Origin of the sequence: Actinokineospora sp. NBRC 105648 (assembly GCF_030269645.1) — a bacterium.
In the GTDB taxonomy this organism is placed as follows: domain Bacteria; phylum Actinomycetota; class Actinomycetes; order Mycobacteriales; family Pseudonocardiaceae; genus Actinokineospora.
Genome location: NZ_BSTR01000087.1, coordinates 1 through 10,648 on the forward strand (window position 1 = coordinate 1; position 10,648 = coordinate 10,648).

Genomic DNA, 10,648 nt, shown 5'->3' on the forward strand with positions numbered 1-10,648 from the left:
CCCGCGCCACGTTCTCCGGCCTGTCCGCCGATGACTCCGTGGTGGAGACCCTGCGCGATGGCGGTCCGGCGATGGCCGACCCCGGGCTTGACGGCCTGGCCGAGCGGTTCGACGTCGAGGGCGTCTCCGCAGACTTCCGCGCGGGCATCCTGTTCGCCGTGCGCCACATGGCCGATCTCGCCTACGAGTACTGACCCGGAGTGGTGCCCCTGGGGTGAGTGGCTCACTCCAGGGGCTCTGACCTGCCCATTTTGCCTGATCTACTGATTTACTGATTTACGGAGATTGGAGTCCGTCATGCGAGCGATGGTGATCGCGGTGGTCAGCCTCAAGGGCGGCACCGGCAAGACCACGATGTCCGGCCACCTGCTGGCCGTGCTGCACGAGAAGGGCCACAAGGTGCTCGGCGTGGATGCGGATGAGGAGAACCAGGGACTCCTGATCTGGGGCAGCCTGCTGCGCACCCCGATCATCGGCATGGCCGTGCCGACCCTGCACCGTCAGCTCCCGGGCGTCGTGGGTGAGGACGTCGATTTCGTCGTGCTCGACACTCCCCCGATGAAGGCGGCCAAGGGCGTGGTCCTCTCCGCGCTGCGCCTGGCGGACCTGGTGCTCATCCCGTGCGCGCCCAACACCGCCGAGTACAACCAGGTCGGCCCGACTGTCGACCTGATCGCCGAGAGCGCCGATCTCCGCCCTGAGGGCGAGGCTCCGCCGCACGTCCTGGTGCTCACCAAGTGCAAGGCATCCGCGGCTTCGCCGGTCGCTTACCGCGGCTTGGCCGAGTCGGACGGGCACGTCGTGGCCCGTTCGCAGATCCCGGACCGGGAGCGGATCATCCAGTCACAGTCCAGTGCCATCGTCCGAGCCGCTGCCGGGCCGTTCGGTGACCTCGTTGACGAGCTCGGTTTCGCGAAGGTGGCGGCATGAGCAAGGCGGAGGAGCTCGCGGCACGGGCCCGCGCGGCGGTCAACAAGCGCGCGGCCCTGTCGCACGGTGACAAGGTCCCGCGCTCGGCGTCGGCGGACGTGGCCCCCAACACGAAGTCGCCCAGGTCGACGGTGGACCTGCCACCCAATCGGGACCGTGACCTCAAGCAATGGCAGCTCGAAGCGGCCCAACAGCTCGGCAAGGGACGTGTCACTCGTCAGGACGTCCTCGCGGGCCTGGTCGGCCTGCTGCTCACTGACGCCAACGTCCAAGCGCGACTGATCAACTACCTGCTCGCCGAAGACGAACGCTGAGGGGCCCCACCTCCTCAACCCCCTCGCCTCTCGCTGCTCCCCTCTCCGTATGGCCTGGGCGTAGCCAGAGCACACCAGCACCCCGGGTGCAGCCCTCGACGTAGCTAGAGCACACCAGCCCCCGCAGACCTCGACGCTCACGTGCGCGTGCGCTGCCAACGGTCTGCGGGGGCTGGTGTGCTCCCTTAGCTGCCAGGCTCTGCGCCCGGGGTGCTGGTGTGCTCTCCTCTGGCAGGTCGTGCGGAGAGGGGAGCAGCGAGAGGTTCCCAGCCAGCTACGCAGGCCGAGCGCCCGAGACCAGCCGCACCACCCCGCGACCTCGGGCCCCCTCTTTGGCGGTCTGCTCCCGGCGAGGGTTCTTTGCTCGTCGCCCTGGCCCTCGTCGCCGGGCTGCCCGATCTCCCCCTTTTCGGCGGTCCGTCGTCCGCGCCTCGGCACGGTCGCCGCTCGGTGGTGCCGGGGGTGGGGCCCCTCTGGGGTGCCCCCGGTGGATCCGCCGAGCGGGTATCGGCCGTGCAGAGACGCTGGGCGGACGGCGGACCGCCGCGTCCTGGGCTTGTTATATGAGCCATAACGGGCCGCCCTGGATCTGTCCTTGGTTTGTCGCACTGGACGGGAGCGGATCCTCGGCGGAGACTTTTGGCTGGTGAGAGGGTGTTTTTCTGCCCAGCGCTCGAGGTGGTTGTGCGTGGGCCTGGCCGCTGTTGTCTGGGCGCTACGGTGGGTGGTGTGGCTGAGCAGGTGATCGTGTCTGAGCTGGTTTGGATCGACCAGGTGATCGTCTGCCCTGAGTGCGGCTGTGGTGGCTGGCGGCTGCTCGTCGACGGGCTGTCGGCTTGGGCGTTCTGCCTCGACCAGGAGCACCGGGTCGAGCACCCGCTCGTCTATCCCGACCTAGTCCGCCTGGTCCTCGCGCATCCACCGGGTACTCGGCTCGGCTCGACCGAGCTGCGGCAGTGGGGGCCTCACGAGCTCACCGCGGGCGGCGGCGCGGCTTGGTCGCCGGATCATCCTGGTTGGGTCGAGTGGCCACAGCTCGCTGGCGGCCGTGCTCGCCACCAGGCCGTGACCGAGTGGGCCCTGGCCTCCTACGCCACTGACCGGGTTGGAGCCTGGATCGATCAGTGGGGCACCACAGAGCCCGATCGACTTCAGATCGTTGTCTCCACACAGAAAACTGTGGTGCCTTCCACCGATAAATCCGCGAATAGCTAGTCAACTTTTCCGTTGAAAACTTGTCCCGATCCGAGAGTCTTTCCGCACCTGTTGCAAGTTGGCACTTCCCCCTCGGAGACAAGCGAAGAAGGTGAGTTGCACTCACTACATGGTTTTGACCAGCGGTAAACTGGCTCACCGAAGTCCATACCGACAAACTCTATTGAGTCGTTGTCAGATTCCTGGTCATTCCCCATGTTGGTTTACCTCTCGTGGTCGGGGATTGGCATCCGGTACACGAACCTGTACCTGTCGGCTGGGAACATGATTGTAGCGATTTCGAGTGGTCGCTCGTCGCTCAAGAAAGTCTGTCGGACTTCCACCAGCGGCACCCCGGGTGGGATCTCCAGGTGCTGGGCCTCGCTCGGTTCCGGCATCCGGATCACGAGTTCCTCCTGCACTTCTGTCGCAACCTGGCCGATCTGCTCGAACCGGTCGACCACGCCTAGGTGTGCGTAGGGTCCCTGTTCGGGCCACTCGATCGCGGTTCCGGCTGTCAGCTCTAGAGGCTCCCAGGCCTGCGATGACGTCACCGGTACCCCATCAGCCCGGAAGAAGTACGTCGTTTCGCTCACTGCGTCCCCGGGCTCGATGCCGAGGCGCTCGGCGATGTCCTCTGTTGCCTGGGTCTGCACCGTGTTGGCGGTCTTTTCGAGCTTCTGGCGCGCTGTTGCTGCCTCCGCTCGGTACGTCCGCGTCGGCTTCCCCCTGCTGTACCTCGACGGTGCTACTCGGACCAACTGCCGCCGCTCGGTGACGAAAACTCCCTTCCCTTTCACCCCGTAGATGAGCCCTTCGGTCTTCAGCGTTGCGATGGCCTGTCGCGCCACGATGGCGCTGACGTTCCAGTCCCTCGTGAGGTCCTTGTTCGTTGGCAGCTTCGCCCCTGGAGCTAGTTCACCCTTCTTGATCATCTCTCGCAGGTAGGCCGCGATGGTCACGTATGCGGGCTGACCTGGGACGTTTGTCCTCATCGGACCCTCCGATCGTCTCGTGGCAAACTTGGTATACCAAGACTGCTTGACATACCAGCATCCTCTAGCGCATCCTTGGGGACAAGTTCGTATACCAAGCATACGAGCGCATACAATCGGACCACAGAGTCCCCGTACAGGGAGAACACCTGATGCTCAGCAACTTCAAGATCGACCAGTCGGCAACCTTCGCGGGGCTGGTCTTCCTCTCGTGCGAGCCCAAGCTCAAGTTCAACAGCACCGAGCAGGACCGGACCAAGGCTGGTGCGCCGAAGTGGGAGCTCCAGGTGTTGGGGGCGTTCCGCGGCTTCGGTGGTGGCACCTCGAACGAGGTCGTCAAGATCGGCATGACGGGTGATGGCAATCCGGGGCAGGGCATCAACCCGTTCACGCCGGTGTCGTTGGTGGACTTCGAGGTCGGTGTGATGGAGAAGACCAAGAAGGACGACCAGGGGAACGAGCGCGTGATCGGCGTGACGGTGTGGTTCCGCTGCTCGGACGTCCGCGACGTCTCGGTCGTGCAGTCCTCGAAGGCGGCCTGACGTGAGCGTGCCTCGGGTGGTGACGACGCGTTCGGCTGGTGTGCAGGTGATGTTGGAGCGGTGGCACGGCGGTGCGGTGCTGCCCGCGTCGTTCGACGCTGTGAACCTGGTGTCTTGCAGGTTGCTGACTGAGCCGCGTACGTGGTCGGTGGTGGTTGTGGTGACCGCTGTGCGTGCGACCGGGGTCGGGTGGACTGAGGCTCTGTTGCACGTGGTCGTGTCCTCGCTGGGGTCGCCGGCGGCGGGGATCGAGCGGTTCGGGTCGATCGAACTGGTCAACTTGCAGGTCGGTGGCCTCGATGCCGAGCCCATGTGGCGGGCGTCGGGCATCCGGGCCCTGTGATGCGGTCCGCCGAGTCGGCCGTACGCGTCGTCATTACGACGGTGGTGGGGCTGATCGGCGCGGGGGCTGGCTTCGCGCACACGCATCACGCGGCGCTTGCTGCCGGCCAGTCGGGGTGGTTGGCCTGGGCGGATGCCGTGGTGATCGAGTCCATGGTGGTGGTCAGCGGTCTCCAGCTCGCGCACGACCGCCGCTCGGGCCGCAGGGGCCTGGCCGCCCTCGTGGTGCTGGTCTTGTCGTTCGTCGTGCAGATGGGCGCCCAGGTTAGCCAGGCACCCCCGACTTTCGCGGGCTGGTTGTACGCAGCACTGCCCGCGCTGGCCTGTCTCGTTGTTGTCAAGTTCGCCCTGAAGAGCAAGGGTCCGGCGTCCACCCCCACGCCGGTGCCCACCCCTGAGGACCGGGTCGTGGCAGCCCCCCCACTCCCGGCCCGGTCCTCCAGGGTCGACCTCGACGTCGAGTCGGTTCCCGCCATTGAGGTGATTCCGGCGTCGGTGTCAGCCACGTCGGGTCTACGAGCTCCCGCTGAGTCCCCGGCCGTGACAGCGTGGCCTCCGGCCTGATCACGGAGGACGTTATGGCTCGTTATTTCATTCCTGAGCGATGCATTGACGATTTCTTTTCCGTTCTTGGTGGAACTAGGAACTTCCCGGACGGCTGGACCCTTGTGGTTCTCGATCCGGAGTGGTGGGAGGTTGTCACGGATGATCGTGACCCTTCGTTGGAGCAGATCGTTTCCGATCACTCGGAGCCTTCTCCGTGGTGATTCCCTTTGAGTGACATAGGAGGTTGTTGTGGCTAAGCGACGGTACCGAATCAGCTCGAAGAGCCAGCGCAAGGCGGAGCGCAAAACGCTGCGCGGGCAGCTCGCGAACAAGCTCGCTGACCGTTCGCTCGACAAGTACGAGAAGGCGAACTTCTACAAGAACCTGCGCTTGGTCAAGGTCCGTCGCCGGGCCTTGGCGGACGCGCTCGGCGCTGTCGCGTCGGAGATCGGGTCTGTGACCCGGCAGATCGAGCGTGTCCACACCAGGGTGCCTGACGTGGGCCGCACCCGGATCGATGAGGCGCTGGACGCCTCCATCTGGGCCCGCAAGGTGGCGGATGAGAGTGCCAGTCTCCTGCACACCTTCGCCCGTCAGCCGGTCCTCCAGCACAAGAAGGGTAAGTGATCGACATGAGTCTCCTCGGCAATATCGAGCGGGTGGACCGGATGCTCGACCGCGTTTACGGCCTGCTGGACAAGGCGATCCCGGACGACCCGGACATCGCGGACCAGGTCACTGACGTCCTGCAGGGTGTCTCCTTCACGGTCGACCAGATGGCGGTGAGGGTGGAAAACCTCGACCGCAGTGTCCGCCTTTGCGCCGGGCACTCTGTGTAGTAGACGCTATTCGGCGGGAAGCCAGGCAAAAACCAACATTTTGCGTGGCTTCCCGCCGCGCATTTCCGGGAGAAAATCATGCGCGCGAAAAGTTACAGCAAGGGTTTGCTGCACTGGTTGGCTCGGTGGGCTTTCCGTCTTGCGGGAATCATCATCGTGTGGGTGGTGCGGCAGCTCGCTCGTCTGACCTGGTGGTGCACTCGGCAGCTCGTCACCCACCCGCGCAGCACATTCGGTCTCGGCGGGCTGGGCTTGGCGGCGTACCTCACCGGGTGGGAAACCGTCGTGGCGGTCGGCCTGGTCGTGCTGATCGCCGGGTCGACCTGGCGGGCGGCGGATGCGACCTCGTTCGAGCGGATCGTGGGCGACTGGCTGCGGTCCTGGTGGCGACGCTGGGCCATCTACCGCCGTACCTGGGACCAGGTCATGACCCGGTGCCAGCTCACGGTCCAGGTGGGCGAGGAAACGCACATCCCTCGGCTGGTCGAGCTGGATCAGTCCCCGTACTGGGACCGGCTGACCGTGGCGATGCAGGTCGGCCAGGAAGTCGCCGATTTCCAGACCGGCGCCGAGCGGATCCGGCACGCGTTCAAGGCGGCCCGTGTGACCTGCCACGAGGCCGCGCCCGCCGGTGTCGAGATCGCCCTGATGAAGCGCGACCCCTTCGTCCACGAGCCGGTTCCGGCGGCGGCCATGCCCGCTACCTCGGCGGAGATCGTCTGGTCCGGAATCCCCATCGGCATGACCGAGTACTGCCGGCCCTGGACGGTTTCCCTGGTCGGCGGCCACACCGCCGTTCCGGGCACCTCCGGCTCCGGCAAAGCGTCGATCACCTGGAACATCCTGCGCTCGGTCGCCCCGGCAGTGGCGGACGGCTCGGTCAGGCTGCACCTGGTCGACCCGAAGCGCATGGAACTGCGCCAAGCGCGCTCATTGGCCGCGAACCACAGCCCGATCCTCGAGGAACGCGTCGGCGGCGGCCGGTACCCGGAGATCAAGTTGGTGCCGGGCGACGAACGCAAGTCGTACGTCTGCGGTCCGGAGGAGACGCTGGCCATGCTCCGGGGCCTGGTCGAAGAGATGAACCTGACCCAGGAACTTGCCGGTGAGCGTGGCGAACGTGATCACGAGCCGTCACCCGAGACGCCGCTGAACCTGATCATCATTGACGAGCTGGCCCCGCTCATTCACTACTGGCAGCGCTCGTTGGTCGACAAGATCCTTGACGCCCTCGGGCTGCTGCTGACCCAGGGGCGGGCGGTCGGCTACATCGTGTTGGCCTCGATCCAGGAACCCACCAAGGACATCTTCAAGATCCGGGATCTCTTCAGTCGCCGGATCGCACTGCGTCTGCCCACCAGCGACCACACCGACGCCGCTCTCACCGACGGCGCGATCCAGCGCGGTGCGTTGTGCCACGAGATCCCCGAGTCTCTGCCCGGTGTCGCCTTCGAGCTGCTCGCTGGCGGTTCCAGGGCGACCCGCAATCGCGCTGGTCACGTGCCCAATGCGGCCATCGTCGAGTTCGTCGAGTACGTCGAGCACCTGCGCCTGGCCCTCGACGTTAGCCCCACTCCCACCGAGCCCACCGCGGCTTCCCCCGACCTCGACCTCCGGAAGGCAGCAGCCTGATGCAGACCTCACTCGCCCGGATCTGGGCCCGAAACACGGTGCTCATCGGCATCGTCACCGCCGTGCTGTGCCTGCTGGTCAATGCGGTGCACGTGCGCCTGGTCCTCGTCGCGGGCCTGGCCCTGCTGGCCTGGAACACGGTGACGGTCATCCGGTCCTGGCTGTGGATCACCGAGTACCGGCTCTTCTGGTGGTGGCGCCGCTAGTGGGGGAACCACTGGCGATCCGGTGATCGGGTCGGCGTGTCGCCAGCCGATTACTCGTCTTGTACGCCAGGGTGAGCCACACGATCGCTGGTTAAACAGCGAAAGGGCCCTCCGCGCCAACGGAGAGCCCTTTCCTAGCTGGCGGTCCCGCTCAACCCTCTGAAGCGAAGCGGAACCGAAATGCCTACGGCCACTGTAGCCGATGCGGTGCAGACATCGCACGCATCACCACCGATCGACACGCGCTCGGCTGCCCTCACGGGCCAGCTCGATGCCGCCGAACTCATCGCCTCGGTATGGCGCCCGGACTTCCCCACGCGCGAGATGGTGCGCCAGGCCGCTGACCTCGTGCCCTTGATCCCCCGCGACACCTCGACGGCGTCTGTGCTGGCAGAGGGGCCGCGTCCGTTGCTGCGGATCGCTCCCGGCGTGATCGCGCTCCGCGGCCGCGACGATGCCCGGGCCGAGCGCACTGCCGAGCGTCAGGTACACCGCCGTGAGGTCGACGTCGACCTCTTGGCCGCTGAGATCGCTCGATCTGGTTCTCTGCCCGAGGACCGTGAATCAACCCGGGAAATCACCGAGTGGTCTCGTAAAAGCCAACTCAACATGATGGTCACATTCGCCGAACTGGATTACGAGCCGATGTTCGCTGACCCTCTCCGGATGCCTGCCATGATGACGGTCACTTATCCCGGGAAATGGGAGATCGTCGCGCCGAACGGCCGTGCCGTCAAAGCGCACATGAAACGACTCCGAAAGCGCTACGAACGACAGTGGGGCGAGAAGCTCCGATGCCTCTGGAAGCTGGAATTTCAGCGCCGAGGGGCCCCCCACGTGCACTTTCTCATGGTTCCCCCGCACGGCATGGCAGGCTCACGCAATTTCCGAGAATGGCTGTCCTGGGTCTGGGCGGACATTGTTGCGCACCCCGATCCTGTCGAACGAGCCAAGCACGAACGCGCAGGAACAGGGGTCGACTACTCCGAGCCGTTGAAGAGTCGAGACCCGAAAAGAATGGCCGTTTACTTCGCCAAACACAGTCAATTCAAGGACAAGGCATACCAGAACATCGTCCCTGAATTGTGGCAGGAACCAGGCCAGGGACCCGGCCGATTCTGGGGTGCCTGGCGACTGGAGAAGAGTGTCGAAATCCGCCAGCTCGACCCGCGTACCGACGATGACCTGGTCATCGGTCGGACCCTGCGCGGTCACGCCCGTGCCGCCGGCACCACCCGTGAGGTCACCAAGCCCCGGGTCCGGGGTGGCCGCGTGATCTCCAAGTACCCCGAGGTGCAGGGCCTCGCCGGGGCCTGGCTGATCGCCTCCCGCCCGGCACCGAGGTACAGAAGGACCCGGGTCCGGGTGAACAGGATGGCCAAGAACAGGGGCTTTGTGATCACCAACAACGCCCCTGCACTGTTTGCCGAGATCGCGCGTCATCCCGGTCTGTCGTGGAACTCAGTAGATCAGTAGATCAGCAACTCAGTAGATCAGTAGATCAGTAGAAAAGGGTCCCCGTACTCCGGCAATGGGAGTGCGGGGGTCCCCTGCGTACCTATTTCAGTCGCGCTTGTCCTCCTGCTGCTGTGCGGGGCGGCGACCGCTGCTCGGCTTCGTCCCTCCGCCCGTGGGCTTCGCCGTGCTGGGGGTCTTCGGCTCCAGCTGCTCCAGGCGCTCGGTCAGCCGCTCGATCTCCCAGCCCGCCCGTAGGGCCCTGCCCTCGGCGTCGTCGCGCTCCAGCGCGAACCGGGTCGTCTGCTCCTTCAGCTCCTCGATAAGCGCTTCGCGTCGCTCGTTTTCGCTGGTCAGCCATGTGATTCGGTCCTGAGCGCCGGCGGTCTGGTGCTCGGCCTCGGCCAGCTTCCGCCGTAGGTCCGCCATCGCGGCCTGGTGGTCGTCACGCACCTTGCCCAGCGCCTCGGTGTGGGCCTGGCGCTGGTTGGCCAGCTGTAGGGCCTGGTCCACCTCGGCGCTGCGGCGGATCTCCTCGATGAGGCGCGTGTGCTCGGCGGCCTGCACTTCGACCTTGGTCCGGGCCTGGTCGCGGTCGCGCTCGGCTGCCTCGGCCCTGGCCTCGGCCTCGGCCTGGCGGCGGTCGGCGGCGGCGATCTCGCGAGACAGCTTGTCCGCGCGGGTCTCCTGCTCGGCTCGCGCGACCTCGGCCGCGGCCGCGTCGTCGTCGGCCTGCACGGCACGCTCCACGGCACCCTCCAGCTCGTGCGCCATGCGCAGTCGGTCCTCGCGGGCCTGCGTCGCGATCTGCTCGGCCTCGTCGGCACGGGCCCGCTCCCCCGCTGTGGCCTCCTCGATCTGCCGGAGCACCGCCGCGCTGTCGAGCCCCTCGACCCGGCGCGCCAGCTCCCGCGCGGCCGTCGAGAGCACCTCGGCGAGCTGGGTCACGGGTACGTCGTCCGCTAGGCCCAGGGCCGCTAGCGCCTCACGTGTGCCGGTGCGGTCCGAGCGCCTCGCCTCCTGGGTCTTGCGCAGGTACGCGGCCCGCGCCCGGTGCTGGTTGCGCTCGGCCTCGGTCTCCCCCGCGTAGCTGCTGCGCGGCGCGGTCACGGGCCTGCCGCAGTCGCAGGCGCAGATCGTGGTGGTCGTCATCGCTGTCTCCCCTGTCCGGTGGTGTGTCACCAGTCTACCTCTACGTAGACGTAGATGTCTACGTCTACGTAGACTTTCTACGTAGAATCTACGTCTACGTCTACGCGCAAGAGGTCAAGGTTTAGTCCGATCGGATGAATCTACTGATTTACTGAACTCAGTAGATACTGATCTACTGAGTTACTGATATACTGATGTAGTCAGAGAGACCGGCGAAAGGGTGGGGACGATGGCCAAGAGGACCGCGACCGCGAACGAGCTGGCCGACCAGGCGTGCGCCCTGATCGAGCGTGCGTGCGAGGCCACGATCACCGAGACCCGGACCGGCGTCGCCCGGGCGATCGAAGAGCAGTACCTCGGGGCTGAGGACGTCTCCCGCGCCACGTTCTCCGGCCTGTCCGCCGATGACTCCGTGGTGGAGACCCTGCGCGATGGCGGTCCGGCGATGGCCGACCCCGGGCTTGACGGCCTGGCCGAGCGGTTCGACGTCGAGGGCGTCTC

At 66.1% G+C, this 10,648-nt stretch carries 15 protein-coding genes; 13 read left to right on the forward strand and 2 right to left on the reverse strand.

The features are described from left to right. The 4 genes from QSK30_RS36060 to QSK30_RS36075 form a co-directional block, all read left to right on the forward strand. Positions 1 to 194: hypothetical protein (locus QSK30_RS36060; RefSeq protein WP_285509906.1), on the forward strand; the 194-nt coding region annotated here is incomplete at its 5' end. Positions 195 to 297: 103 nt separating this feature from the next. Continuing rightward, positions 298 to 930, forward strand: coding sequence for an AAA family ATPase (locus QSK30_RS36065; protein WP_285509907.1), 633 nt, complete (start codon positions 298 to 300; stop codon positions 928 to 930). Further along, a complete protein-coding gene (locus QSK30_RS36070) occupies positions 927 to 1,244 on the forward strand; it encodes a hypothetical protein (RefSeq protein WP_285509908.1) in 318 nt (105 codons plus the stop codon). The genes QSK30_RS36065 and QSK30_RS36070 overlap by 4 nt, the downstream gene beginning before the upstream one ends. A 729-nt stretch (positions 1,245 to 1,973) precedes the next feature. After that, positions 1,974 to 2,459, forward strand: coding sequence for a hypothetical protein (locus tag QSK30_RS36075; protein WP_285509909.1), 486 nt, complete (start codon positions 1,974 to 1,976; stop codon positions 2,457 to 2,459). A 203-nt stretch (positions 2,460 to 2,662) separates the two neighbouring features. Here QSK30_RS36075 and QSK30_RS36080 read toward each other — a convergent pair whose 3' ends face one another. Then, a complete protein-coding gene (locus QSK30_RS36080; RefSeq protein WP_285509910.1) occupies positions 2,663 to 3,433 on the reverse strand; it encodes a GntR family transcriptional regulator in 771 nt (256 codons plus the stop codon). A gap of 152 nt (positions 3,434 to 3,585) precedes the next feature. On the opposite strand from QSK30_RS36080, the gene QSK30_RS36085 reads away from it, so the two are divergent. The 8 genes from QSK30_RS36085 to QSK30_RS36120 all read left to right on the forward strand — a co-directional run bounded on the left by QSK30_RS36085 (position 3,586) and on the right by QSK30_RS36120 (position 9,016). Then, positions 3,586 to 3,975, forward strand: a complete 390-nt coding sequence (locus QSK30_RS36085; protein WP_285509911.1) for a hypothetical protein — start codon at positions 3,586 to 3,588, stop codon at positions 3,973 to 3,975. Between the two features lies 1 nt (position 3,976). After that, the gene (locus QSK30_RS36090; protein WP_285509912.1) at positions 3,977 to 4,318 is read left to right on the forward strand and encodes a hypothetical protein; all 342 of its coding nucleotides are present in this window, start codon (positions 3,977 to 3,979) and stop codon (positions 4,316 to 4,318) included. Continuing rightward, positions 4,318 to 4,881, forward strand: coding sequence for a DUF2637 domain-containing protein (locus QSK30_RS36095; protein ID WP_285509913.1), 564 nt, complete (start codon positions 4,318 to 4,320; stop codon positions 4,879 to 4,881). Before QSK30_RS36090 ends, QSK30_RS36095 begins: the two co-directional genes overlap by 1 nt. Positions 4,882 to 5,112: 231 nt before the next feature. After that, positions 5,113 to 5,490, forward strand: a complete 378-nt coding sequence (locus tag QSK30_RS36100) for a hypothetical protein (RefSeq protein ID WP_285509914.1) — start codon at positions 5,113 to 5,115, stop codon at positions 5,488 to 5,490. Next, positions 5,487 to 5,702 carry a hypothetical protein gene (locus tag QSK30_RS36105; RefSeq protein ID WP_285509915.1) on the forward strand — a complete coding sequence of 72 codons (216 nt, stop codon included), beginning with the start codon at positions 5,487 to 5,489 and terminating at the stop codon, positions 5,700 to 5,702. Before QSK30_RS36100 ends, QSK30_RS36105 begins: the two co-directional genes overlap by 4 nt. 78 nt (positions 5,703 to 5,780) lie before the next feature. Beyond that, complete coding sequence (locus tag QSK30_RS36110; RefSeq protein WP_285509916.1) at positions 5,781 to 7,334, forward strand: FtsK/SpoIIIE domain-containing protein; 1,554 nt, start codon at positions 5,781 to 5,783, stop codon at positions 7,332 to 7,334. Next, the gene (locus tag QSK30_RS36115; RefSeq protein ID WP_285509917.1) at positions 7,334 to 7,540 is read left to right on the forward strand and encodes a hypothetical protein; all 207 of its coding nucleotides are present in this window, start codon (positions 7,334 to 7,336) and stop codon (positions 7,538 to 7,540) included. The genes QSK30_RS36110 and QSK30_RS36115 overlap by 1 nt, the downstream gene beginning before the upstream one ends. Before the next feature lie 207 nt (positions 7,541 to 7,747). Beyond that, entirely contained in the window at positions 7,748 to 9,016 is a 1,269-nt protein-coding gene (locus QSK30_RS36120; protein WP_285509918.1) for a rolling circle replication-associated protein, read from the forward strand. Positions 9,017 to 9,103: 87 nt separating this feature from the next. On the opposite strand, the gene QSK30_RS36125 is transcribed toward QSK30_RS36120, so the two are convergent. Next, positions 9,104 to 10,147, reverse strand: a complete 1,044-nt coding sequence (locus QSK30_RS36125; RefSeq protein ID WP_285509919.1) for a coiled-coil domain-containing protein — start codon at positions 10,145 to 10,147, stop codon at positions 9,104 to 9,106. 229 nt (positions 10,148 to 10,376) lie between these two features. Here QSK30_RS36125 and QSK30_RS36130 point away from each other — a divergent pair. Next, positions 10,377 to 10,648 (forward strand): hypothetical protein (locus QSK30_RS36130; protein WP_285509920.1); only part of this gene is annotated, 272 nt, incomplete at its 3' end.

What these genes read in the sequence shown, in the direction of transcription:
- QSK30_RS36065 (WP_285509907.1), top strand. Translation starts at nt 298, where the DNA reads ATGCGAGCGATGGTGATCGCGGTGGTCAGCCTCAAGGGCGGCACCGGC.
- QSK30_RS36070 (WP_285509908.1), top strand. Translation starts at nt 927, where the DNA reads ATGAGCAAGGCGGAGGAGCTCGCGGCACGGGCCCGCGCGGCGGTCAAC.
- QSK30_RS36080 (WP_285509910.1), bottom strand. Translation starts at nt 3,433, where the DNA reads ATGAGGACAAACGTCCCAGGTCAGCCCGCATACGTGACCATCGCGGCC.
- QSK30_RS36085 (WP_285509911.1), top strand. Translation starts at nt 3,586, where the DNA reads ATGCTCAGCAACTTCAAGATCGACCAGTCGGCAACCTTCGCGGGGCTG.
- QSK30_RS36095 (WP_285509913.1), top strand. Translation starts at nt 4,318, where the DNA reads ATGCGGTCCGCCGAGTCGGCCGTACGCGTCGTCATTACGACGGTGGTG.
- QSK30_RS36110 (WP_285509916.1), top strand. Translation starts at nt 5,781, where the DNA reads ATGCGCGCGAAAAGTTACAGCAAGGGTTTGCTGCACTGGTTGGCTCGG.
- QSK30_RS36115 (WP_285509917.1), top strand. Translation starts at nt 7,334, where the DNA reads ATGCAGACCTCACTCGCCCGGATCTGGGCCCGAAACACGGTGCTCATC.
- QSK30_RS36125 (WP_285509919.1), bottom strand. Translation starts at nt 10,147, where the DNA reads ATGACGACCACCACGATCTGCGCCTGCGACTGCGGCAGGCCCGTGACC.